General features: G+C 55.0%; 17 protein-coding genes. 8 read left to right on the top strand and 9 right to left on the bottom strand.

Annotated features, from left to right (window positions below):
* Positions 1 to 11 precede the first annotated feature (11 nt).
* Positions 12 to 3,251, bottom strand: a complete 3,240-nt coding sequence (locus FRY97_RS18590; protein WP_147169075.1) for a SusC/RagA family TonB-linked outer membrane protein — start codon at positions 3,249 to 3,251, stop codon at positions 12 to 14.
* 243 nt (positions 3,252 to 3,494) lie between these two features.
* Positions 3,495 to 4,175 carry a TIGR04282 family arsenosugar biosynthesis glycosyltransferase gene (locus FRY97_RS18585; protein WP_147169074.1) on the bottom strand — a complete coding sequence of 227 codons (681 nt, stop codon included), beginning with the start codon at positions 4,173 to 4,175 and terminating at the stop codon, positions 3,495 to 3,497.
* A gap of 430 nt (positions 4,176 to 4,605) precedes the next feature.
* Here FRY97_RS18585 and FRY97_RS18580 point away from each other — a divergent pair, with 430 nt between their 5' ends.
* From FRY97_RS18580 to FRY97_RS18570, 3 genes are read left to right on the top strand one after another with little or no spacing between them, the layout of a single operon-like run.
* Positions 4,606 to 6,012 (top strand): MBL fold metallo-hydrolase, encoded by a 1,407-nt coding sequence (locus tag FRY97_RS18580; protein WP_147169073.1) that lies wholly within the window; start codon positions 4,606 to 4,608, stop codon positions 6,010 to 6,012.
* A 31-nt stretch (positions 6,013 to 6,043) separates the two neighbouring features.
* Positions 6,044 to 7,771, top strand: coding sequence for a SulP family inorganic anion transporter (locus FRY97_RS18575; protein ID WP_170254744.1), 1,728 nt, complete (start codon positions 6,044 to 6,046; stop codon positions 7,769 to 7,771).
* A 2-nt stretch (positions 7,772 to 7,773) separates the two neighbouring features.
* Positions 7,774 to 8,967: a hypothetical protein gene (locus tag FRY97_RS18570; protein ID WP_147169071.1), complete on the top strand. Its 1,194-nt coding sequence runs from the start codon at positions 7,774 to 7,776 to the stop codon at positions 8,965 to 8,967.
* 203 nt (positions 8,968 to 9,170) lie between these two features.
* Here FRY97_RS18570 and FRY97_RS18565 read toward each other — a convergent pair whose 3' ends face one another.
* Together FRY97_RS18565 and FRY97_RS18560 are read right to left on the bottom strand one after the other, a co-directional pair.
* Entirely contained in the window at positions 9,171 to 9,773 is a 603-nt protein-coding gene (locus tag FRY97_RS18565) for a DUF1684 domain-containing protein (RefSeq protein WP_147169070.1), read from the bottom strand.
* Positions 9,774 to 9,784: 11 nt separating this feature from the next.
* Complete coding sequence (locus FRY97_RS18560) at positions 9,785 to 10,690, bottom strand: hypothetical protein (RefSeq protein WP_147169069.1); 906 nt, start codon at positions 10,688 to 10,690, stop codon at positions 9,785 to 9,787.
* 192 nt (positions 10,691 to 10,882) lie between these two features.
* Here FRY97_RS18560 and FRY97_RS18555 point away from each other — a divergent pair, with 192 nt between their 5' ends.
* The gene (locus FRY97_RS18555) at positions 10,883 to 12,742 is read left to right on the top strand and encodes a PQQ-dependent sugar dehydrogenase (RefSeq protein WP_147169068.1); all 1,860 of its coding nucleotides are present in this window, start codon (positions 10,883 to 10,885) and stop codon (positions 12,740 to 12,742) included.
* An 11-nt stretch (positions 12,743 to 12,753) separates the two neighbouring features.
* Here FRY97_RS18555 and FRY97_RS18550 read toward each other — a convergent pair whose 3' ends face one another.
* Positions 12,754 to 13,203 carry a MarR family winged helix-turn-helix transcriptional regulator gene (locus FRY97_RS18550; RefSeq protein ID WP_147169067.1) on the bottom strand — a complete coding sequence of 150 codons (450 nt, stop codon included), beginning with the start codon at positions 13,201 to 13,203 and terminating at the stop codon, positions 12,754 to 12,756.
* Positions 13,204 to 13,406: 203 nt separating this feature from the next.
* On the opposite strand from FRY97_RS18550, the gene FRY97_RS18545 reads away from it, so the two are divergent.
* Positions 13,407 to 14,975 (top strand): sodium:solute symporter, encoded by a 1,569-nt coding sequence (locus FRY97_RS18545; protein WP_147169066.1) that lies wholly within the window; start codon positions 13,407 to 13,409, stop codon positions 14,973 to 14,975.
* Positions 14,976 to 15,268: 293 nt separating this feature from the next.
* On the opposite strand, the gene FRY97_RS18540 is transcribed toward FRY97_RS18545, so the two are convergent.
* Both FRY97_RS18540 and FRY97_RS18535 read right to left on the bottom strand, forming a co-directional pair.
* Positions 15,269 to 16,087: an alpha/beta fold hydrolase gene (locus tag FRY97_RS18540; RefSeq protein WP_147169065.1), complete on the bottom strand. Its 819-nt coding sequence runs from the start codon at positions 16,085 to 16,087 to the stop codon at positions 15,269 to 15,271.
* An 83-nt stretch (positions 16,088 to 16,170) separates the two neighbouring features.
* Positions 16,171 to 17,718 carry a sodium/pantothenate symporter gene (locus FRY97_RS18535; protein ID WP_147169081.1) on the bottom strand — a complete coding sequence of 516 codons (1,548 nt, stop codon included), beginning with the start codon at positions 17,716 to 17,718 and terminating at the stop codon, positions 16,171 to 16,173.
* A 459-nt stretch (positions 17,719 to 18,177) separates the two neighbouring features.
* Here FRY97_RS18535 and phbB point away from each other — a divergent pair, with 459 nt between their 5' ends.
* Complete coding sequence (phbB, locus tag FRY97_RS18530; protein WP_147169064.1) at positions 18,178 to 18,924, top strand: acetoacetyl-CoA reductase; 747 nt, start codon at positions 18,178 to 18,180, stop codon at positions 18,922 to 18,924.
* 327 nt (positions 18,925 to 19,251) lie between these two features.
* On the opposite strand, the gene pruA is transcribed toward phbB, so the two are convergent.
* Positions 19,252 to 20,883: an L-glutamate gamma-semialdehyde dehydrogenase gene (gene pruA, locus FRY97_RS18525; RefSeq protein WP_147169063.1), complete on the bottom strand. Its 1,632-nt coding sequence runs from the start codon at positions 20,881 to 20,883 to the stop codon at positions 19,252 to 19,254.
* 162 nt (positions 20,884 to 21,045) lie between these two features.
* The gene (locus tag FRY97_RS18520; protein WP_147169062.1) at positions 21,046 to 21,804 is read right to left on the bottom strand and encodes a hypothetical protein; all 759 of its coding nucleotides are present in this window, start codon (positions 21,802 to 21,804) and stop codon (positions 21,046 to 21,048) included.
* Between the two features lie 141 nt (positions 21,805 to 21,945).
* On the opposite strand from FRY97_RS18520, the gene FRY97_RS18515 reads away from it, so the two are divergent.
* Both FRY97_RS18515 and FRY97_RS18510 read left to right on the top strand, forming a co-directional pair.
* The gene (locus FRY97_RS18515; protein ID WP_147169061.1) at positions 21,946 to 22,632 is read left to right on the top strand and encodes a hypothetical protein; all 687 of its coding nucleotides are present in this window, start codon (positions 21,946 to 21,948) and stop codon (positions 22,630 to 22,632) included.
* A 328-nt stretch (positions 22,633 to 22,960) separates the two neighbouring features.
* Complete coding sequence (locus FRY97_RS18510; RefSeq protein WP_170254742.1) at positions 22,961 to 24,070, top strand: PDZ domain-containing protein; 1,110 nt, start codon at positions 22,961 to 22,963, stop codon at positions 24,068 to 24,070.
* The last annotated feature ends 754 nt before the right edge of the window (positions 24,071 to 24,824 follow it).

Genomic DNA, 24,824 nt, shown 5'->3' with positions numbered 1-24,824 from the left:
TTGCTGCTGGGTTAGAATTCAATGCCCAGGTTGATCCCGAATGAACGGGCGCTCGGGTAGGTCATGTCTTCCACGCCAGATACCAAGTTCTGCCCTTGTATCGCAAATTGCTCAGGGTCAAAGTGGGGTATCTCGCTCCAAGCGTAAAGGTTGCGGCCAATAAGGCTGATGCTGAGGCTGCCTAGCCCGCGCAGGAAAGTCTGCTCTAGCTGAGCCTGCCCCAGCCGGTAGGTCAGGGCTACTTCCCGCAGTTTGAGGTAGCTAGCATCATAGATGTTGTTCTCCTCGTGGTTGCGGTCATAGAATGAGCGGTAGTAGCTCTCAGCAGAGATAGGAGTGGTGTTGGGCTCATAAACAGGGTTTTCCTCAGAGCCGACATTGACCACACCATCTATGATGATGCCTTCTTCTGGCCGGAACTCAGTTTCTTCCAATTGGCCTCCTACACCGGCCAAGCTCAGGGTCCGGCTGACAAGCTGCCCGCCCTGCCGCCAATCAAAGAGCAGCCCAAGGTCGAAATTGCCGAAACGGAAGTTGTTCTGAAAGCCCAGGATGAAATCTGGGTTGGCATTGCCCAGCTTCTGCAGGTTATTGTCCGCAATGAAGTTGCCTTCTTCGGTAAGCACAAAAGCGCCTTCCTCGTTGCGCAGGTAACCGGTGCCCCAGATGTCCCCGATTTCACCCCCTGGCTCGACAATAAAGAATACGGTTTGGTTGACGCTATTGTAGACGCGGCTGTAAGCCAAAGTGAAGCGGTCCGTACCGGCAGGCAGCTCTTCTACAGTAGCCCGGTTGGTGCTGAAGTTGAAAGCGCTGGCCCAGCGGAATTTCTGGCTTTTGACGGGTACAGCGGTCAGTACAGCTTCCCAGCCTTTGGCCCTTACCTGGCCACCATTGATGATCTGTTGGCGGTAACCGGAAGATAAAGGCACTGGCAGGCTGAGGATCTGATTTTCCGTTACTTGGTCATAATAGGTCACATCCAGGCCAATGCGGTCATCGTACAACCGTATGTCAGCACCGAACTCTACGCTTGTGGTCTGCTCCGGCACCAGGCCCGGGGCTGCCAGCACAGCCTGCTCTGAGAAAGTCGGCTGGCCATTGAATGGGACTTGAGCGACGAAAGTAGAGCTGGTCCGGTAGGGATCGGTATCGTTGCCCACTTGGGCTATGCTAGCCCGCAGCTGCAGGTAGCTGATGCTTGAGGGCAGGCTTAAGGCGCGGTCAGCCAGGAAGCTCAGGCTGGCTGATGGATAAAAGAAGCTGGTGTTCTCGGCGTTCTGTGGCGTGGCCAAGGCACTTGACCAGTCGTTGCGGCCTGTGATATCCAAGAACAAATACCCCCGGTAGCCCAGTTTGAGCAGCCCGTACACACTGTTGATCCTTTTTTCAGCCAGCTGGTCAAAGATCTCAACGGGGCTGGCGGCATTGCTTAGCCTGAAAATACCGGGCTGAGCAAGGGTGAGGGCTTGGCTCTGTGTGTTTTGTGCCTGCTGGTCGAGCCGGTTGGCACCTGCCAAAAGGTTGAGGCTGAAGTCGCCTGACAGCCTGGGGTGAAAGTCAAGTAGGAAATCGGTGTTGATCTCCCGGTAAAAAACATCGTTTTCTGCATAACCGCCCTGGCTAAAGCGGTTGCTGCTGAATGCCCGGCGGAATTGCCGCTGCTCGTTGCTGTAGTCCATGCCAGAGCGGAGCGTGAAGCTCAGCTGTGGCGATACCTCGTACCTGGCGGAAAGGAAACCGAAGAAGCGGTCCCGGTTGAAACTGTTGCGGTTTTCCAGCAGGGTGAAGTATGGGTTGTCGAAAAAAGTATAGTTGTAGCTGTATTGCTGCACGCCTTCCAGCCCCGGCTGCCAATAATCGCGCAGTGCGTTCAGGTCGGTCTGCCGCCCAAGCCAGGCAGTAAGGTCGTAGTTGATGTTCTCAGACCCGTAGCCCCCAGCCGGGCGGTTGTCAGACTGCGTGTTGATGTAGGTCAGGCCTGCATTGAAAGATAGCCCGTCAATAGGTCGGAAGCCCAGGCGTGCATTTACGGTTTTCCGGTCTAGGTTTACCCCAGGGATAAAGCTCTCGCTCCTTAGGTCTGTGAGCGACAGCCGGAAATCGCCCCGTTCTCCGCTATTGCTGATGGCGAGGTTGTTGATGGCAGTATGTCCGGTCTCGTAGAAGTCCTTTACGTTGTCAGGCCGGCTGACAAAAGGGGTAGGCGTGATGGGGAGCCCGCCATGCACTGCTACGTCCCCTCCGCGCACTACAGTGCCATCAGGCAGCGTTACCGGGCTGTCAAATTGTGGTATGAGCAGGCCGATATCCAGCTGAGGGCCGTAGCTGTAGGTGATGTTGTCTGATATGCCAGCGCCCAGGCCATCCACAAATTCAAATTCGCCGCCCTGGCCTTGCCCGTAGGTGTTCTGGTAGCGAGGCAGCTGAAAGGGGTTGTCTACCATAAAAGTAGAATTGACGCTTACGCCCAGCCCTTTTGTTTGGCGGCCAGTCTTGGTGGTAATCTGTATGACGCCATTGGCGGCCCGTGTACCGTACAGGGCCGCCGCAGAAGCGCCTTTCAGTACACTGACAGACTCAATATCGGCAGGGTTGACGTCCATAGCGCCATTGCCGAAATCAATTTCCTGAAAGCCAGCTGCAGCTTCATCGGTCAGGTTGATGATGGTATTGTTGTTGATGGGCACGCCATCGACTACAAAAAGGGGGTTGTTGTTGGTGAAGCTTGCTTGCCCACGGATGATGATCTGACTGGTGGAGCCTACGCCAGTAGCCCCTGCAGTCACTCTGAGCCCGGCTACCTGGCCCGCCAGGTTGTCGAGGAAATTGACCGACTGTACGTCTGTGAGTTTTTGATTGTCAATTTGTTGTATGGCATAGCCTAGCTCTCGGTTGTCGCGTTCCAGCCCTAGGGCAGTGACGACCACCTCTGAGAGGTTGGACCCCGGGGCAAGGGCAATGGAAAGCGGTGAGGCTGCCATATCGGGGCTTACGAAAAGGGTTTGGGTAAGGTAGCCCACATAGCTGACTTCGATGGTTGGGGAGCTGCCCGTCAGCGTAATAGAAAATTGGCCATCCACATCGGTGACGGCCCCATTGGCCTTCCCGGTTTCGAGGATGGAAGCGCCGATCAGGGGGCTCCCGTCTGCAGCATCGGATACGGTGCCCGTTACTACAAACGATTGTGCCTCCAATGCGGCACCAAAAAGCAGGCATACCAAAATTGCCCACACAGTCTTGTGATTCATGAACTTAGCTTTAAAGTTGGATAAGATTTGGCGTAGCAGCATACTGCATCTGCCCCTTCATCCCGCTGCATTTTTTGGGACGAGGCCGTATTGCAAACCCTGCCGCCCCCATGTACTGCCAGTTTGTAGCTGCACACCGCTTTTAGCTGGGCACGGAAAAGGATAAGACATACCGTATAGCCCATACCTCTTGCGCAGGTAGGGGCTGGCTGCCGCCGATGTTTTAATGTGAAAGACTTGTATTTACAAGTGAAGTGGCTCTTGAGGCGGGCCTCTTTGGGAGAGCTGCCCATGGAGGGGGGCAGTTTTTTGAGCAGCAGGCTTATTGCGATGGGGCAGAGGCGCTTCAAAAAGCAGCTCTGCGACAAGGTAAAGCCAGGATTTGTGCTGCTGCCAGAAAAAACGAAGGTCCGTATTTTTTTCTACAGACCGGTGCGGTGGGAGAAGGGTTACACCGGAGAGCAGTTGGCGGAGGCCTGCAAAGGTTTGCTCAGACTCCCACGCTACCTCAGCAAAGGCAGCAGGGGCAAATGCCCCCTTGCGAAGGCCGATCAGCCATACGCCCCCATTCTGATCGGGCGCAAGCACCTGATGGCCTTCTTCCAGCAACTGAGCAGCCCTGCCGATTTCAGCTGGCGTGATACCAGGGCAATCGTTGCCAATGATGATGACTTGCTGATATCCAGAGCGGAATACATCTGCTACGGCGTTGCTCAGCTTCTGCCCAAAAGTATGGCCCCGCTGGCTGCGCTCATCGCTGTTCACGACATCGAGCCCGCTCCGTTCAACGGTTTGCCTGGCCCGGTTGATGAGGGCTTTGGCCAGGCGCTTGGCTTTCTTCTGGACAAGCCCAAAACCCTTGGCCCTAGCTTCGCAAGAAGCCGACCGGCTGAAGAATAATATGGCAGTTGCGGATCTGGGCATATGCACAAAGGTGCGTTTTTTTCACTTACGGAGAAAAATAGCATCCTGGTTTTGTCCGAGCGCGAACAACAACAGGGGGAAAGCCGAAATGTTGCAAGCGTATGGGCCTTTTCCGCTTGGTGATAGGGCCGGGCTAGCGCTGCGAAGGGGTAGCCGAAGGCTAGACCCGAGGCCTGTAGGGCAGGGGCCGAGCGAAGAGCGAGCCCCGTAGCATAGCGCCCCCTGCTGCTAGGCAGGGGGAGCCCCATCCCGTAAAGCAGGCTGTGCAGCCCCCCTCTTGCGGTAGGGGCAGGCAAAAAAACGGTAACCGGGTTGGTGCCTGGCCAATAAGGGCAGCCTGCGCAGGGGAGGATTTTACTTGGGTTCCCTTAAATTCTGCGCTTTATGCCTCATCTTTGCGGAACACGTGCTCTGGAACAAACTAAATACTATGGAAATTCAGCAAATATACACCAACTGCCTGGCGCAAGGTGCTTACTACGTACAAAGCGAAGGGGAAGCTGCGGTCATTGACCCTATGCGGGAGCCCCGGCCTTACCTTCAACGTGCAAAAGAGGGCGGTGCGACAATCAAATTTGTCTTTGAAACGCACTTCCACGCAGATTTTGTCTCAGGCCACCTTGACCTGGCCAAGCAGTCGGGCGCGACAATTGTTTATGGCCCCGGTGCCCACACTGGCTATGAAAAGTATGAAGCACAGGACGGGGAAGTATTCCGGGTGGGCGCTATTACTATCCAAGCCCTGCATACGCCAGGCCATACTCCGGAAAGCACGGCTTACCTTTTGAGGGATGCATCGGGCCGGCCCTATGCTATTTTTACAGGAGACACCCTCTTTATCGGGGATGTAGGCCGCCCCGACCTTGCGCAGCAGAGCGGCCATTCTCCAGAGGATATGGCAAGGGCGCTCTACAATAGCCTGCGGGAGAAGATCATGCCCCTGCCGGATGACGTCCTGGTCTATCCGGCTCACGGGGCGGGCTCAGCCTGCGGCAAAAACATGAGTGCAGAGACTTGGGACACCCTGGGCAACCAGAAAAGAACCAATTACGCGCTTAGCGAGGGGCTATCGGTTGAAGCTTTTGTCGCAGCAGTCACGGAAGGGCTTCAGCCGCCCCCGCCATACTTTGCTCAGAATGCCGAGCTCAACAAGTCGGGCTACGCTGCCCTCGATGAGGTGAAGGAAAAAGGGCTGCGGGCCCTTGAGCCTGATGCTTTCGAAGCGTTGGCCACTGCTGCGCGTGCGCTTGTTTTGGATGTGCGGGAGAAAAGCATCTTCAGCAAGGGTTTTGTCCCGGGCTCTATTTTTATCGGGCTGGAGGGCAATTTCGCTTCTTGGTCTGGCACGCTGATCAGCGACCTGCAGCAGCCTATTTTATTGGTAGCCCCTGAGGGGCAGGAGGAAGAGGCTGTAGAGCGTTTGGCAAGGGTGGGCTACACTCATACGTTGGGCTATCTGAAAGGCGGGTTTGAGGCTTGGGAAGCTGCTGGCCGGGAAATAGACGCTATAGAGACTATCGGGGTAGCTGCTTTCGGAGCCGACTATGAATCTGGCCAGGTGGAGCACGTTGTTGATGTCCGCCGCCCAGAGGAGTATGAGGCAGGGCATGTGGCTGGCGCTCAGCTGCTTACTCTGGAGACGATCAACGGGCACCTTCATGAGGTGCAGCCCGGAAAGCGCACCTATCTGCACTGCCGAAGTGGCTACCGGTCTACGATTGCGGCATCTATACTCAAAGCGAGGGGGCTGCACACTGTTGTCAATCTGCATGGCATGGTGGACGAGCTGTTGGGCTGTGGGCTGCCAGCAGTTTTTCCAGAAGTGGAAGGCCAATAAAGGGGAGGGCATGAAAAAACTGGCGCGGTATATGCCCATTCTATCGTGGCTGCCAGCCTACCGTAAGGCCTATTTGCGGGGGGATATGCAGGCCGGGCTCACCGTGGGCGTTATGCTGGTGCCTCAGGGCATGGCTTACGGCCTGTTGGCTGGGCTGCCACCGGTGTATGGCCTGTATGCCAGCCTCATCCCACTGTTTTTTTATGCTGTGCTGGGCACTTCCCGGCAGCTGTCGGTAGGCCCTACAGCGGTAGTTTCCCTGCTGATCGCGGCTGGGATACAGCAGCTGGGCGGGGAGCTGCCGCCTGGGCAAATGGTCAGCCTGGCCATTTCTGTAGCTTTTGTGGCGGGAGCTATACAACTGCTGATGGGGTTCCTCAAGCTGGGGGTGCTGGTCAATTTTCTATCCCACCCCGTCATTGCAGGTTTCACTTCTGCCGCAGCTTTCATTATCGCCTTTAGCCAACTGAGGAACCTGACAGGATTGCCTTTGCCCCGGAGCAACAATATTTTTTTCCTTTCCGGAGAAGCCTTCAGCCAGCTGCATGCAGCGCACGGGCTGACGTTAGGGATAAGCCTCGCAAGCTTTATGTTGTTGCGGGGCATTAAGCGGGCCAGCCGTGCGGTGCCCGGCGCATTGGTCGTAGTCTTGGCCGGCACCTTTTTGTCAGCTGGGCTAGATTGGGAGGGGCAGGGCGTAGCAGTCATCGGGCAGGTGCCTGCGGGGCTTCCTGGCTTCGTTTGGCCAGAGCTGGGCGCGGAGCGCTTAGGGCAGGTTTTTCCGCTTGCTTTTACTGTTTGCATCATAAGCTTTATCGAGTCTGTTGCGATTGCCAAAACCCTGGAGCGCAAGCACGGTGATTACCGGGTAGACCCCAATCAGGAGCTGATCGCTCTTGGGGCGACCAAATTGGGGGGGGCGTTTTTTCAGGCCTTTCCCACTACAGGCAGTTTTTCCCGGTCTGCCGTCAATAGTGACGCAGGCGCCCGTACAGGCATTGCTTCTATGATCAGCGCAGTCATACTGGCACTGGCGCTGGTGTACCTTGCCCCTTGGTTTTACCATTTGCCTAAAGCGGTGCTCGCGGCCATCATCCTTGCTGCAGTGATCAACTTGGTGGATTGGCGGGAAGCCCGCCACCTGTGGGCCGTCGACCGCAGAGACTGGCTGACGATGCTGGCCACCTTCGTTGCTACCTTGGTGTTAGGGATTCAGAATGGGGTACTGAGCGGTGTGCTGCTGTCGTTAGGGATTATGGTGTACCGCAATTCCAAGCCGCACTTGGCGGTGCTTGGGCAGTTGCCTGGCTCGCGCCGCTACCGCAGCATCAGCCGGTTCTCGCAGGCACGTCAGCATGATGAAGTGCTCATAGTCCGTTTTGACGCACAGCTGTATTTTGGCAATGCCAGCTATTTCCTGGAATCGATTGAAAAGCTGATTGCCGGAGAAGGCCGTACACTGAAGTTGCTGTTATTGGATGCTTCGAGCATTCATGACGTGGACTCGAGCGGTGCCATGGTGCTATCTGAATTGCTACAGCTGCTGGAAAGCCGAGGCATCCTTTTTTATATTTCAGGGGCCATAGGGCCGGTCCGTGATGCTTTGCACCGGCATGGGCTTTCTGGGCGGATAGGGGAAAGGCACCAATTTGTGCAGGTGCATGACGCAGTGTCCTATTTCCTGGAAGAAGAGGCTACAGAGCCTTCGGGCTGGTCTCCTGCCGCATTACAAACCAATGAAAGGCATAAAAAATCTTGACTATGCATCATCCGCTACACGAGTGCCGCTATTACCTGCTTGCTTTTTTGCTGCTTGCCCTTAGCGTGCTAGGGCGCGCGCAGGAGCGTTATGTCCCCGCTGAAGTAAAACTTAGGAATGGCGAGCTCGTCCGTGGGCGTGTCAGAGCTCCGGGCTGGGCATTGGGTACAGAGCGTTTGTTGTTCCGGCCATCAGCACAGCCGGGGGAGCCCCAATACCTCTATCCGGCGGATATAGCGCTAATGACTTTGGACGAACGGGGCTTTGAACAGCGCTTCCGGGGCGAAGTGGTGCAGGTACTGGCACTTGGGGAGGATTTGCCGAAAGGCAAAGACTTGTTTTATGAAACAGATACTCTGCTGTTGCAGGCTTTGGTAGAAGGTACGTTGGGGCTATACTATCATGAGTCTGCAGGTGGGCGTAGCCGCTATTTTCTGGAAGAGGATGGCTTTTTCCAGGAGCTGGTCATGCATGCTTACCTCCTTGAGGGCAGCGGCCGCAGCATACGCAAGCGGCACGGCCAATGGCGGGAACAGTTGCGCAAAGCTTTAGCTGCCTGCCCGGATTTGCTGGAAGAGCTCGACGGTGCCCCTTTTGATGAGGGGCGTGCCCAAAAGTTGATCGAAGCGTACAACACTTGCGCCCCCAGCCACTACCTGTCCTACACGCGGTCGTTTAAGCGTTTTTATTGGGCCCCGGGCGTACTGGCCGGCGGTGCATTTACCCGGGTGAGCGTGCGCGATCAGCTGTTGCGCAACCCTGGCTATGGGCGTATCGTCCCCCGCTTAGGAGCAAGGGTGTTGATCCACCCCCATCATAGTCAGGGTAGGTCGGGTTTGCTGCTAGAAGCCCTCTATGCGCCATTCCGTACAGTAGACGAGCTCGATGGCATCACGGTTGATGTTGATTACCTGCAGATCAATGCGGGCTTGCGGCAGAGCGGAGTGGCCGATGTGTTTGGGAGCATGCTGATCGGCTTCTCCTACAGCCGTCAACTCACCGCCCGTGAAATCAGAGGGACGGACCCGCGGGTCTTCCCCGAAAACCAAGTGGGCCTGTTTGGCGGCTTTTCTGTGGGAGGGGAAAAACTGGAGGTATCCCTCCGCTATCACCTCAATAATTTGGGGCTGCTTTCCCCCAGCGCGCCATTCTTTTTTGTGCAGAGCGTTGAGCTGCTGGCCGGTTACCAGTTTTGATTGGGCGCAACCCAGCTTGCCGTTTTTTTTTGAGGGCCTGCCCCTGCCATCGGGCAGGTGCCGCTATGCTGCGGGGCTCGCTGTCCGCTCGGCCCTGTCGGGCTTGCCACCCCTTCGCAGCGCTAGGCCAATGCCAAGCTAGAGCCCCCAAAGCATAAACGCCTGCGACATTTTGGTCCACGCCCTATTGATTTCAGGCCAGCCTATTGAGGGGCATAGCGCTTTTCGCCTGCCAAAATAGGCAGCCCCAAGTGGTTAGCTGCAGGAGGGATGGGGCAGTTGTACCCATCGCTGTAGGCACACCAAGGGTTGTAGGCCTTGTTGAAGTCAAGTATGATCTTGCCGTCCTCAATATCCTTAACGGAAATATCCATGTAGCGGCCGCCACCGTAGGTCAGTTCCCCATTGGTATCATCTTTAAACGGAAGGAAGAGGTAGTCCCGGTACTGAGGCATGCGCATGAGCGAAATGCTTTGGTAAATTTCGAGTGTCAGGGCCTGCCCTTTAAGCTGGAAGGTAGCCGTGCCATAAAGGATATAGGGCTTGGTGACGCCACTGTAGGTGGCCATATCGAAAGGCTTTGCGCCATCTGCAGGGGAAAACTCCGCTGCTACGCGATAGGCTTCATCGGGAGGGAAAAAGCTCAGCTGTTTTGTCTGCGCTTTGTTCAATGGAGAGCGGGCATCTTCCAAGAAAGCCCTTTTGTATGCCTTGCGGTGCTTGCGGATAGCCTTGTCGAAGCCCGGCTGGCCATTGGCCACGATAGCGCACAACAGCAGGGCCAGAATAGGGTAGAGGCGTGCCATAGTCCGGGGTTTTAGTCTGCAACTACTGCAATCTGGAAATCTGTGCTGACGACTAAGCGTGAAATGTTGCGGATCTCGTAGAACCGCAGGTCTGCTACTTCTTTCCAATTGTCGTCCGTAAACTTGTTGAAGCGGTAAATTTTGCTCCCCTTGGCCATGAGGAGGGAGCCGTCCGGCAAAACTGCAAAATGGTCTGCGTTAGGAAGGGTCTCGATGATGGTCCGCGCAGGCTCTTTGCGGCGGAAAAGGTTTTTTTCCATGATCTTCCAATCGTCGTAACGGCTTTTTTGCACATAAACGAGATTGCCGTTGGGCAGCCGCTGCAGGCAGGGGCCCACGTTGGTAGCCAGGGTTTCCATTTTGTCATCATTGGTATTGACAATGGAGAGGGCGCTGGGGTTGTCCTCTTTGTAGATGGCGATCTCTTGGCTGCTCAGCCAGAGATAGTCCGAAATACCGGTCAGGTATTTGAAAACCGGCTTGCCATTGGTCAGTTGGTCTACGGGGAACTGCCATAGCTTGAGGGCTTCCTCCTGGCCGTTGCGCTCGGCCCGTACGGCCGAGAAGGTATAGTATTCTGGCATGCGCTCTGGGGCAATTTCACTTTCTGGCGTCGCAGTGACCTGCAGCCGGGTGTGGTGCTCCAAGTCGAGTTTGTAAAGGTCGGCCTGCGTGCTGCCGGGCTCGCGCACGGAGATGTAGAGCTCCGTATTGCTGAAGAAAGAGGGGTTGTTGTTGTAGCCCTCTGGGTTGAAAGCCGTCAGGTAGCGGGGCTGAGCAAAGGACAGGCTGCCATCGCCTTCCTGTTCCACCTTGAACAGGTAAATGTTGGATTTGGGAAAGGTGAGCTGTTGTGCAATGGCGGCATTCGCCAGGGTAGAGCACAGGAAAAAGAGCAGGGTAGTCTGTTTCAGCATTTTTTCAGGTTCTGTTGGTCTGGGTAAAGTTAGTGGTTAGGAATGGTATGGCAAAGCGGGGGGCTGGTGTCAGCTGCCTTACTTAAAAGAGCGGCAGGGGTGGCAAGCACTTACAAATCCATTATATTGGTACCTGAAGGGGGCAAGCCCCATTTCTTTAGCTTGCCTTCTCTTAACGAAAAATGCAAAAGAATGGATATGAAAGGATTCCTTTTATTTTTAGGGCTTGGCCTGTGGGCGGGTATAGCACAAGCACAGCCTGAGCTCACCCTCACCCCCGTAGCAGAAGGGCTGGTCCAGCCCGTGGATATCGCTCACGCTGGCGATGGGCGGATTTTCATCGTTGAGCGCCCGGGCCGTATCCGTATCCTTGCCCCGGGCGGGGAGGTGCTGAGCGCCCCATTCCTCGATATTGATAGCCGTGTCAGCCCGGCCAATGGCGAGCGGGGGCTGCTGGGGCTCGCTTTTCACCCAGATTACGCCACGAATGGCTATTTCTTTGTGAACTATACCAACAACAGTGGCGATACCCGCGTCTCCCGTTTCCGCGTAAGCGAGGGCAACCCCAACCTCGCGGACCCCAGCTCGGAGCTGGTCCTGCTGGCCATCGATCAGCCTTTCAGCAACCATAATGCCGGAGACCTCAACTTCGGCCCCGATGGGTACCTCTACGTCGGCATGGGCGATGGCGGCGCTGGAGGAGATCCGGACAACTATAGCCAGAACCGGCAGTCTATGCTGGGCAAAATGCTCCGCTTGGATGTCGATAATGGCACGCCCTACGCCATCCCGCCCGACAACCCTTTTGCCGATGACGATTTTACCTTAGACGAGGTTTGGGCCATCGGGCTGCGCAACCCTTGGCGGTTCAGCTTCGACCGCCTGACGGGCGATATGTGGATCGGGGATGTCGGGCAGAATGCCTGGGAAGAAGTGACCTTCCAGCCCGCACAGAGCACCGGTGGAGAGAATTATGGCTGGCGGTGCTACGAAGGCTTTTCTGCCTTCAACACAGGTGGGTGCGAAGGGGCTGGGGCTTACACCCCTCCCGTGCACGTCTATCAAACTGGGAGCGCGGACGGCTGCTCCATTACCGGTGGCTATGTCTACCGGGGAGAAGCCGCGCCGGCCCTTTATGGCACTTACCTTTATGCAGATTACTGTTCTGGCAAAATTTGGGGGCTCGCGCCCGATGGCCAGGGCGGATGGGAGAACACCGAACTGTTTGACGGGCCAGGCGGGCAATATGCATCTTTTGGCGAAGACGCCTCGGGAGAGCTTTACCTTGCAGCCCTGACACAGGGCACGGTTTACCAGGTGGGGGCTAATTGCGAATCCCCCGCTGCGCCCGAAATTGGGGGGGAGGGCATCATCTGCGGCACAGGAGCTGCTGCAGCCCTGTCGGCTTCGGCTGCTCCAGCGGGCTATGTTTTCAATTGGTACCTAGATGGCGCCTTGTTGACACAGACCGTAGACAACGCCCTACAGGCTACAGCGCCCGGCAGCTATCAGGTGCAGTTGGCGGCTTTCCAAAGCGGCAACTGCAATTCTGCGCTTTCCGCGGCCTTCCAAGTAGAAGCCGCCAACTTCCCAGATGTGCTGATCGAAAACGCCTCAGGCGTGCTCACTGCCGCGCCAGGCTACGCTGCGTATCAGTGGCTGCTAAATGGCAGCCCCATTGAAGGGGCAGATATGCCCACTTGGGAGCCACAGGAAAGCGGGAGCTACCAGGTAGAGATTACAGATGAGGATGGATGTACGGTGATTTCGGAAGCGTTGGCCCTGGTCGGCAGCAATTTCTTGCCCGGGCTTGATAGGGTCACAGCGAGCCCCAACCCTTTTGGAAGGGCATTTTGGCTTGAGCTGAAAGGGCAGGGGGAGTTCCTTTTGGAAGTACACAACAGCAATGGCCAAAAACTGTGGGGCGAAAAAATACAGGCAGCAGGGAAATGGGCTGGGCAGATAGAAACCTTAGACTGGCCTACGGGCGCTTATTGGCTGAGGATTACCAAAGGCAGCGAGCAGCACACCATAAAGCTGCTGAAGATGTAACGCCAAGTATTTTAAGATCTGATTTTGTCGAGGAGGTTGCTGAGCGTAGTAGCCTCCTCTTCTGTTATGCTGCCTACGATTTTGTCCATGTCAGGGTTGAGGAGGTCCAACTGCTCCAACAGGGCATAACCGGCCTCTGTCAATGAAATATCAACCAGCCGTTTGTCGTGCTCGCACTCATTGCGGGTCACCAGCCCTTTTTGGTGCAGCCGGTTGACCATACGGGAGGTGTCTGCCATCTTATCCAGCAGCCGTTCTCGGATGACGGAAGTGCTGATCGGCTCTCCTGCTCCGCGCAGCACCCGCAGTACGTTGTACTGTTGCATCGTGATGCCGAAGGGCTTGATCTTTGACCGGAGCTGATCGACGATAAAGTTGTGGGTGTAGATCAGGTTGACCATAGCTTTGTGCCGGTTGTTGCGGAAGGGCTTGGTCTGCTTGATGGCATCTTCTATCTTCATGGTGTACTGCTGCGCTTTATTTCCTGCAAATTTAAAGTTTAAACAACGAAAATTCAAAGTGGTTTTGCCTAAATGCTTATTTTGCAATTTTGCGCGGCAGTGAAGATATATAGGTTAGGTATCGTAAAGGTAGCTTTTTTCTTTGGCACGCTGCGCCCTTTACACCACTTTGCCGCAAAGGCCGACTTTTAAACAGCCAGATCATGAACACCCTGGATTACATTATCGTAGCCGTGTATGCAGCCGCTTTTTTAGGGCTAGGCTACTTTTTTAAGGAGCAGAAAGATGGGAAGGACTATTTTTTGGGCGGCAAGAGCTTCGGCTGGCTCCCACTAGGGCTATCCATAATGGCCACACAGCTTTCGGCCATCAGTTTTATCTCCGCCCCGGCATTTGTAGGGCTACGGGAAGGCGGTGGCCTGCAGTGGCTCAGTTTTGAGTTTGGGGTGCCCATCGCCATGCTGTTTTTGATGGCCGTGCTCATCCCACCGCTTTACCAGGCAGGCATCGTTTCTATCTATGAGTATTTGGAGCGCCGTTTCAGCGCTTCTACCCGGCTGTTGCTGAGCGCTGTTTTTTTGGTAAGCCGGGCATTCGCAACGGGGGTTATGGTTTATGCGGTCTCCATTATCCTGGAGAGCGTTATTGGGCTGTCGTTTTTCACCACTTTAGGGCTGATCGGCATCATCACGCTGATCTATTCCCTGCAGGGCGGTATGAAAGCGGTCGTTTACGGGGATATGATCCAAATGATAATTTTATTTCTGGGCATCATCCTTTGCATGGGCTATGGCCTGGCAGAACTAGGCGGGTGGGAAGCCTTTACCGCCGCGGTAGACCGTTCCCGCCTAGATGCTGTAGATTTTCAGGGCTGGGGTTTCCAGAAAGGGGAGGAATTTGGCTTTTGGCCTATGGCCCTCGGGGGCTTTTTTCTTTACGTTTCTTATTATGGCACAGATCAATCGCAAGCACAGCGCACCCTTTCTGCAAGGGACATGGGCGTTGTGCGCAAAACCCTGCTCTTCAACGGGCTGATCCGCTTCCCTGTCACGCTCACCTATTGTATTATGGGTTTGGTCATTGGCACCCTTGTAGCCCTTACGCCCGAATTTCAGGCTGAAATCCCAGCGGACAGGCCAGATATGATGATCCCGGTTTTTATACGAGACTACCTGCCGCACGGCATCATTGGGCTGCTCATTGTGGCTATACTCAGCGCTGCGATGTCTTCCCTCAGCTCGGCCATCAACTCTTTGTCTGCGGTGACGGTCGAAGATTTTATTGGCCGCGGCAGAGCACTCAGCACAGCTCAGTACATGAAGTACTCCCGCTTAGCGGCTTTCTTTTGGGGGGTACTGTGTATTGTACTGGCCGTATACGCTGGGGATATTGCAGATACCGTGATTGAGGCGATCAACAAAATAGGCTCAGTTTTTTATGGCCCTATTTTGGCTACCTTCCTTCTGGCGGTCATGACGCGGCGCGCCCACGCCCTGGGCGCAAATATCGGCTTGGCAGTAGGCGTGCTGGCCAATATTTACCTCTGGCTGTACGTGCCGGAGATTTTCTGGTTCTGGTGGAACGCGATCGGGGCGGGCATTACCCTCCTGCTGGGGTATGGGCTGAGCCGGGTATTGCCCGGTGAGCCCAGGGCTGCTGCTGTGCCTTTTGAGCCAGACTGGAAACAGCTCTTAGGGCGCGAAGCCTTTATCCTGCTCGGCTTTTTCGCTCTGATTATCCTGGTGAGCATTTATCTGCAGGACTGGATTTGATTTGAGCCCTGCCCCCTCCGCAAGGATAGGGGCCTGCCCCTGCCCGATGGCAGGTGCCGCTATGCTCCGGGGCTCGCTATCCGCTCGGCCCTATCGGGCTTACACCCCTGCGCAGCGCTAGGCCGATGCCAGGCTATAAAGCCCAGAAAGCTTAAACGCCTGCGACAATTTGGTTTACGCCCGCACAAAGTATGGAAAAGGAAGCCAATGCTCTCCCGGTCAGCTTGCCAGCCCAGATAGCGTGGTTTACCCGCTCCATCGCTACTAAAGATCTGGCTTGGCTCGCGCCCATTTTAGGCTATCCGTTCTAGGAATGACCGGGCCAGAGCTGCAGACTCTTGTGCACATTCCCATGGCACGAAATGGCCGCAACGCGGCAGGAGATGGAGCTCTGATTTCCCAATCCGGGCCGCCCCTCTCTGGGCGACCAAAGCTGTGGTCAGCCCTGGATTGAGGACCTTGTTGGGGATAAGCTGGTCCTCTTCCCCATAAATGATCAGCGTAGGGGCTGATATCTGGCCGAGCTTGTTGAAAACCGGGTAATCTAGCATGCCCATAACGCAGCGTGGCACCATCCGGCAAAATTGGGCGTAGGCCTCCGGGTCTTCCCGCATGGCCAGGCGGTCTGCAACCATAAACGCTGCATCTGAGGGGAACTGGTAGAAATTTGCTTCAAAGTTGTGTTTAATCTGAGCCACCGGCATGGCTTTCAGCAAGGCCGGCTGGTAGAATGCCCTCAGCCACTCCCGGGCCGCCGTATTGAAAGTCTCGAACCCTGCAGGGGCAAAAAGGATGAGTTGCTCAAACAACGCTGGCTCGAGCAGGTGGGCAGCTATCGCAATCTGCCCGCCCATAGAGTGGCCCATCAATACCATACGCTTTGCTCCGAGGTGATGGGCAAGCTGGTTCACCTTCTGTGCGAAAAATGGGATGCTGTAGGGGTAATCCCCTTTCGAGCTGCTGCCATATCCAGGCAGGTCAATAGCTATGCACCGGTAATGGCCTTCGAGCATTGGGCTGATCTTAGCCCAAGCTTTCCGGTTGCTCCCCAGGCCATGCACCATAAGGAGGGTGACAGGGCCAGCGCCCGATGATCGGTATCGGATCTTCATGTTGTTATCGAGTATGATTTCCCCTTCTTTAGTTACGGGCTTTGCCGGAGGCTTTACCGGGCTCGGGCTGCCAAGCACCCCTGCTACGGCGCTTTTTTTTTAAGGGCGGCTAAATCAGGCTGTGCTCCGCTGGCTTTCCTGCCCTTGAGCGCCAGGTATACCGATGCGCCCACCGTCAGAGAGGCAAGTATGGCGAAGGTGACTGCTACTGCTGGGTTGCGGACCTCCGCTTGCATATACCACCCTATCCGGCCGTAATATAGGCCGAAGTGGACAACGATGGCGGTGATGCTAGCTGAGATGGGGGCCGCCCTTGGCACCTCCTTAAGGAAAATGCCCATTAGCACAGGTACAAAGGCTGCTGAAAAATAAGCATATACCCCGTTTTGTGCAAAGATGCCCACGCTCAGGCTTGGGCTGATGAGCTGCTGGTAAGATAGGGCAATAGCGACGATGGCCAATAAGATGATCACCACTTTATTGGTGCCCATTAGGAATCGGCCCTTTTGCGCTTCCCCGCCCATGAGGTGCCCGAACAGTGGCTCGATGATGTCTGATGTGATCGTAGAAGATAAAGATTGTATCAAACCTTCCAAGGTGGAAAGCCCGGCCGAGATCAGCCCTAGGATAACGACAAGCCCTACGGCCACCGGAAACGCGGTGACCACATAGGCCGGGATGATGCCATCCATGCTGATGGCCTCACCCTCCGAAGTGAGGTCTGGAAAACGGAGGCGGGCGAAAAGCCCTGCAAGGACTACCGAGAAGAACAGCATTTCAACGATGATCCCGGTAGCAAGGTAGCGGTTTACATCCCGCTCTTCCTTCAAGAGCAAGGACTTGGTAATGATATGTGGCTGGCAGACTACCGCCACCCCAACGATCAGGGAGCAGAAGATGATCTCGAAGTAGTCGCGGAACAGGAAGCTCGAAGGGTTGACCGGCTGTGCGAGCAAGGGGTCGATGGCGGCTATTTTATCCAAGAAGCCTTTGACCCCTTCGCTGAAGTGCTCATAGCCACTGCCCAAGAGGATCACTGCCACAACCGTCATCAGTATAGCCTGAATGGTATTGGTGTATACCATAGCGTTGGCCCCGCCAAACATCATGTAGCCGAACACAAAGGCTACAAGCCCGATCAGTACATACAGCTCTTCCGCATTGAGCGCTTTGGCCAGCACTTTGGTCATTCCCACACAGATCAGAACGATAAAGGTGATGAGCAGCAGCGACAGAAAAGCAAAAAACAAGGCATAGCTGCGGCTGCCGTACCGTTTGCCGATCCACTGCGCCATCGTCAGTGCTTTTACCGTCGCCCCATGCTTGCGGAAGCTTTTGGTCAACACGATGAGCGAAGCGTAAATGCCAATCGGCATAACCACGCCAAAGGCAATGAGGCCGCTTAATCCGTACAGTGCTATAAAGCCCGGGTTGATGATGAAGGTCGCCGCGCTCGTCATTGATGCGGCCAGGGAAAGCCCTACTGTGATCGGGGAGAATTGGATGGAGCCTACTGCATAGTCAGAAATATTGCTGATGCGGAGCGCGCCCTTGATGACGAAAAACAAAATGATAGCGCCGTAAGCAGCGAGCAGGCCCGCTGTGGCCCAAACTAGTTCCTGTGATGCCATTTTTACAGTTGTGGTGTTCTGGTCAAAAAGCCCGGGCAAGTGGTGGTGCCGGTTGAAGCCGGCAGCCTGCAAATTTGGTTTTATCACACCTGGGCATTCAATAATCCGCACAAACAGGCCGCACCACCGCACACTGGGCTGCCGCCTTGTTTTCTTTGCCTTAAAGTAGGATAAAAGCAGGGATTCTTGGGTCAATCGAGGCGAGAGCGGAAAATAATTTGGGGTTGACTTTGGCGTATTTGAGTTAAAAAAAAAGCCTTGACCCTTGCCTAGGGCAATGAAAGAAAAGGATAGGGGGTATAGCGCACATAGGGTTGACCAGGTTTTTGCAGCCCTTCAAATCGGCTCCCTTTTTCAAATAAAAACATCTAAATATCTATATATTTGTATTGTTGTCGCGATCGCCATATTTCCTAACCCCACCGGTATCCAAAAGGTGCCGGCTCAAAAATCAGGGCAATGACTCAGGACAAGAAATACGTTGCGCTCGTCACCGGTGCTACCGGCGGGCTGGGCACAGATATGGTCAAACAGCTCATCCGCGATGGCTACACAGTGGCCGCCAATTACCGCAGCCCTCAAAAGGCAGAGGCCTGGCAGGCAGCATTGAAAGCAGAAGGCTATGAGCCTCATTTGTTTCAGGCAGATGTGAGCGATTACGAGTCTGTAGGGCAGATGGTAGCCGAGATAGAAGCCGAGCTGGGCACGGTGGATATTTTGGTCAACAACGCGGGTATCACCCGAGATGGGGCCTTCAAGAAAATGACCCCGGAGAACTGGGACGCCGTAATGAAGGCGAATGTGTACAGCGTGTTCAACTGCTGCCGTCATGTGATCAACCCCATGATAGAGCAAGCGTACGGGCGCATCATCAACATCTCTTCTGTCAATGGGCAGCGGGCGCAGTTTGGGCAGTGCAATTATGCTGCTGCAAAAGCAGGCATGCACGGGTTTACCAAAACACTGGGCATAGAAGTGGCCCGCAAAGGGATTACTGTCAATACTATTTCGCCGGGGTATATCGCTACAGACATGGTGATGGCAGTAGATGAGGCAGTACGGGCGCAGATTGTCAAAGGGATCCCTATTGGCCGCCTCGGGGGCACTTATGAAATTGCCCACCTGGTATCTTTCTTGGCGTCCAAAGAAGCGGCTTTCATCACCGGGGCCAATTATGCGATCAATGGCGGGCAGCATGTTTATTAGTGCAGGCCTCCAGCAGAAATAATCAGGTTAGTTCAAATTTTTGGTTGATTCTATGTAAAAAGAAGCCCCGGCGCAGTGCCAGGGCTTTTTTTATCGGTCATCCGGTATGCGCCATCGTTTGGGCGTAAACCAAAATGTCGCTAGTGTTCAACCTTGTAGGCTTTAGGATGGAGCCGGCCTAGCGCTGCGCAGGGGTGGCCGAAGGCCAGACCCGACGCCTGTAGGGCGAGGGGCCGAGCGGATAGCGAGCCCCGGAGCATAGCGGCACCTGCCTTGCGGCAGGGGCAGGCCCCAAAAAAAGCGACAATCTGGTTTGCGCCCCATCGTTTAGCCCATATAGGGGTATCGGTAATCGGTAGGCGATACAAAATTCTCTTTGATAGAACGGGCAGAGACCCAGCGGTAGAGGTTGATGATAGAGCCCGCTTTGTCGTTGGTGCCCGAGCCCCTCGCTCCGCCGAAAGGCTGTTGGCCGACCACCGCGCCGGTCGGCTTATCATTGATGTAAAAATTGCCGGCGGAGTGCCGCAGCTTATGGGTAGCAAAGTCTACTGCTCCGCGGTCGCAGGAGAACACAGCCCCGGTCAGTGCGTAAGGCGATGTCCGGTCGATGAGGTCAAGGGTAGCTTCGAAGGCATCGTCCTGATAGACAAAAATGGTCAGGACAGGGCCGAAGATCTCCTCCTCCATGGTCCGGTAGTTGGGGTTAGTCGTTACGATAACGGTAGGCTCTATGAAATAACCTTCGGATTTATCGTAGCCGCCGCCTATCAATACTTCCGCATCAGTGCTCTTTTTGGCTTCAGCGATATAGCCACTGATTTTGTCGAAAGCACGCTCGTCGATCACCGCCCCCATAAAGTTGCTGAAGTCTTCTACATTCCCCATCTTGATGCTGCCCACCTGTTCAACAAGCAGCGTTTTGATGGCAGGCCAAAGGCTTTCGGGGAGATAAGCCCGGGAAGCGGCAGAGCACTTCTGCCCTTGGTATTCATAGGCGCCACGCACAAGTGCCGTGGCCACCTGTGCAGCTGGGGCCGAAGGGTGGGCGATAAGGAAGTCCTTGCCCCCTGTTTCTCCTACAATTCTTGGATAAGTGCGGTACTTGGGCAGGTTCTTGCCTATGGTCTGCCAAAGGTGCTGGAATACTTTAGTAGAGCCCGTGAAGTGCAGCCCGGCAAAGTCCTGGTGTTCAAATATGATATCGCCGGCTACGGGGCCGTCTACCAGGATCATATTGATCACACCATCGGGCAGCCCCGCCTCTTCTAGTATTTCCATGATCACTGCCGCAGCATACACTTGTGTTTCGGCAGGCTTCCAGACCACCGTATTGCCGAGCAGGGCAGGGGCGCCCGGCAGGTTGCCTGCAATAGCCGTAAAATTGAAGGGGGTAATGGCAAAGACAAACCCCTCTAGCGGGCGGTACTCCACGCGGTTCCAAATGCCGGAGCCGGGCTCCGTAAGCGGCTGGTCCTCGTACATCTCTATCATAAACTGTACGTTGAACCGGAAGAAGTCGGCCAGCTCTGCTACCGATTCAATTTCAGATTGATGTGGGGTTTTAGATTGCCCAAGCATAGTTGCCGCATTGATTTTGTAGCGGTAGGGGCCAGAGATCAGGTCGGCAGCTTTGAGGAAAATAGCAGCCCGCTCCTGCCAGGGCAGCGCTTCCCAAGCTGGCTTGGCAGCGAGGGCAGCATCAATAGCCTGCTGTACGTGGGCAGAGCCACCCTTGTGGTAATGCCCAAGGGTATGCTTTATTTCGTGGGGCGGGTGGATCGCTACCCGGTCGCCGGTGGTGATTTTTTTACCGCCGATGGTCATTGGGATATCTACCTGCTCCGCTTTCATACGTGCAAGCTCCGCTTTGAGCGCATCCCGTTCTGTAGTGCCGGGCGCATAGCTCAGTGAAGGTTCATTGACAGCGGGCGGCGGATTGAAATATGCATTAGACATAATAGTAGACCTTGGTTTTATTGGTTTGAAAATGATGTATCGCTTTTGTGCACATTGGGCCCATACAGCGGTCCGGGATGCACCGTCAGGCTGTTGTGCCCGGTCGCGAAGTTAGCCCTTTCAGGTTGCTTAGTGAAATAACGAGCACAGGAAAGCCGGGGTTTACCCACCGGTCTGATTTAGATAAGTCCGGATAAAAAGGATGGTATCATATTCGCCCAGGTATACTTTGGTTTTGCTTTCTGCTGGCTGCTGCAGCTCCTTTTTGTAGTCCATATAAATGCGGCAGATGGCCTCAGTGTCAATCTCAGACTCATCGCCATTCTTATAAAGAGAGCCTTCATTCTCTATGAGCCCCATATCCCCGAATACTTCGATGAGCAGGCGGTAGACTGCTGCTTTTTCCTCTGGCCGCCAAGCTAGGTTGATAAAGCCGCCATAATCGCTGATGTAATTGCGCAGGCGGGTGATCTTGGTATAAAACTGCCGGCCCAGCTGATTGAGCTCTTCCTCCAGCGCTGCAACCTGAGCAGCAGCAGCCTCGAGCGCAGAATCCCTGCGGGCTATTTCGCCCGGCAGGCCCGCCAAGTCCTTGTGCCGGTCTCGGAGCAGGGTAAGCTCTTCGAGCTGCCGGACCAGGAAATCTGTGGCATCAGTTGCCCCTGACGCATCTATGCCCAAGCCTGAGCGTTCCAGCACTTCTTCCAGGCAGGGCCCTTGTGCCTGCGCGGCCCCGCTGTAATCCATGCCCCGGAAAACAAAAATGACAGCCGCGATGACCTCCAGGATCAGTGCAGTGAACAAAGCGTTGAGGTAGTTCTCTTTGATATTCTTCAGCACGCCGGTGATGCCCAGCAGTGTGATGATGGCCGTAACGGTAAAGATGGACACGAAAATCCAGAAAAGTGCCTGTTGTTGCATGATGAAAGGGGTTGGGCAGATGAGGAGCTGCCGGTGGTTGGTCGAAGCTACAAAAATTACAACTTTTTCAATGCATGCTCAGCCAGCCAGTTGGGCCTGTGCCGGAAACTGCTACATTTGTGTCCCAATTTTATCCTTTACATGAGCAGGTTAGCAGAGACAACAGTACAGATCAAGGCTTTGGAATATCTCGAAGCGCGCTACAGGCGCAAGGCCAGGCGGGGGCGTATCTTCGCTCAGCCGGAAGTCCGCACCAAACGGGCTCATGGCAGCAAACGAGCGGATGGGCTCATTGCTTTCCGGCACTGGCTTTGGGGGGTATACGTCGTTTCCCTTGAGGCCAAGTCCTCCAAAACCCGCCCTGCCATCACCCCGCGCATAGACCGCAAGCGCTATCTGATCAACACGCTAAGGGCGGCACTGCTGATCACTATCCTGAGCGGCACCTTCTTCTTCCTCTATAAGTGGGACGATGGCTTTTGGCAGTTCATCCTGCCGGGGAGCGTTTTCCTGACTGCCGCAGCCTTATATGCTATCCTTACCCGCAATCATTTCGGCCACCGGACGCTGAAAGTGGTGGAGCAGATCGAACAGTACCCCGCAGATGAGCGGTGGCTGGCTTTTTCCGATGATGCATGGGGCGACTTCTCCGCTGAGCAGCAGCAACAGTTGCAGAAAATCTGCCGTTATCATGGTATCGGCCTGCTTTTAATAGGGCAGGGGGGGCGTGTGGAGCGCAAATTGCGTGCCCGTTTCCATTGGGATTGGTGGCACGACTATCTCCGGTTCTATAGCCGGGAGAAAGAGATCAGGGACGCCATACGCTAAGCGCATGTTTTTAGTTTTTTTATCTAAAAATCAATACTTCATGAGGTTGGCTGCCTCGCTAAATTTTTATTTAGCCCGCTAAACTCAAATTGAAGTGGCTCCGCCATGACCCTGCCGGACATGCTGGCACAGCAGGCCGGCATACATCCTTTGTTATTATGACAAAAGCGCTCTGCATAAGCTCTCCAAAGGGCCATAAGGCCGCAAAAGTGGCGCCCCTGCCCTGCCTGCAACCTCCTGCCTACCGGGCTGTCTTTGGGGGGGAAGAGGATAAAGAACCAACGTTGGAGCCTGCTGTCGTGCAAGCTCCGTATGCCAAATGCAAACCATGATGATTTCCCGTTTTCTCCTAGCCAGTTTGTTGTGCATGGCGCTCTGCCCTTTATCTGGGCAGGAGGCTTCGTACTCGCCCGCCGGGCCTTTTACAGCGGTCATTACAGGCGAGCCGCCCTTCATGGGGGTCTATACCATGCCTATGACTCCTGAAAAAGCCCGTTTGCTTGGCCTAGGCAACCCCTACGGTACGTACGTGAAAGCCGTAATCCCCGGTACCGCCGCCGACCGCGCAGGCCTACAGGCGCTAGATTATATTTTTGGCGTAGACCAATACCGGGCCGGCGAGGCACAGCCCATGGGCGTTATCCTCAAACGCTATCGCCCGGGCGACCGCGCTGCCCTTCATTTTTACCGAAAGGGGAAAGCGGAGCGCACTTATATTGTTTTTGGCGTACGGTCAGATGCGCGGAAACTGGAAACGTCTCCTTGCGAAGACCCTTTCCTTGGCGTGAGCTCTACCGGGCAGCGCCCGGCACACGGGGGCGTTAAGGTGAACGTGGTCAGGGCTTCCACGGCAGAGCAGATCGGGCTAAAGGATAATGATGAGGTCGTCCGCGTCAATGGCTGCCGCATGACTGACTGGGATGATATGACTGCCGCCATCAACGCTACACCCGTAGGCCAGCCTATCGTAGTGGAAGTGAAGCGCGCGGGCACGCTCCGGGAATATTCCGGAAGGCTGATGTCCAAGTGCGAAACGGACCGCGTCCGGTCTTCGGCAGCCCCAAAGCCCCCTGCCCTCAATAGCAGCGGCCATTCTATCAGGATATTGACGACCGCATTGTCCGGTGCACAAGCACGCAGTATTGCCGGCCCGCCACTTAAAACGGAAGCTCCGTTAGAGGTCCAAGGCCTCGAGCTGGAGGCTGACCTGGAGGTGGGGCAGCTTGAACTGGCTTTTGAGCTCGGTACCGAAGGCCCTACCGTCGTGAATATTTACCACAGCAGCGGCCGCCTCGTTTATCAGTTTGACCTGGGCTGGTTCTCCGGTGATTTTGAGGACGCGACCAACCTGTTGCGCAATCAGGACGGGGTTTATTTCCTGGAAATCATTCAGGGCGGCCGGGCCGCACACTGGAAAATACAGATCGACCGGACTTGATAATAGGCCCCCAAATGGCAGGCGTTGGAAGGGGCAAAACGGATCATCATTTTTGGGGCCTGCCCAACGAGAGGGGCCTACCCCCGCCTTAGGGCGAGGGTCGCTATGCTGCGGGGCTCGCTATCCGCTCGGCCCTAACGGGCTTGCTACCCCTCCGCAGCGCTAGTCCGATGCCAGCCTGAGGCACCCAGGCAGGTCGCCAGGTAATGGATAAATTTGACTCCCATACGGCTCAAGCTTTATGGCTAATAGGCGGCAGCTTTTTGTCTGTAGCCCAGATAGGCAGCCCCTTCGCCAAGGCTTTTGCCCCCTTTAAATGGGTAACACAATACCTACACATTATTACAAAATATTGAATATCAGTTTTTTGAGCTAAAAATATAAAATGCCCTTTCTATAGGGCTGCAATAAGAATTCTCCCTAATATTGTATCATAGTTATTCGCAGATGAACAACACTCACCTAAAAACAAAGCCGGCTAAACGTCTGCCCGAATTTTCCTGTCCCGGCACCTTGCTTACATCTTGAATTAAATACGCTGCAAGAATTACAGTTTTAGCTGCCATTCGGATCAAAGTCAATATTTGTGCAGCATGACACTGTTTTCCAAGCTTGGATGCCCAAGCCTTGGGCCTGCCTTGCGTTGGGCAATTTCTTTACCAATGATGACCTGAAAGATAGGAGGGAAAGCTGCGCCTCCGCATAGAATTACGATAAGCACACTACGGCAACACACAGAGCTTTTTAACTTTTG

This window comes from Phaeodactylibacter luteus (genome assembly GCF_007993045.1).
Taxonomy (GTDB): domain Bacteria; phylum Bacteroidota; class Bacteroidia; order Chitinophagales; family Saprospiraceae; genus Phaeodactylibacter; species Phaeodactylibacter luteus.
The sequence above is the reverse complement of the archived record's forward strand: the minus strand, read 5'-3'. Positions and strand labels throughout refer to the sequence as shown.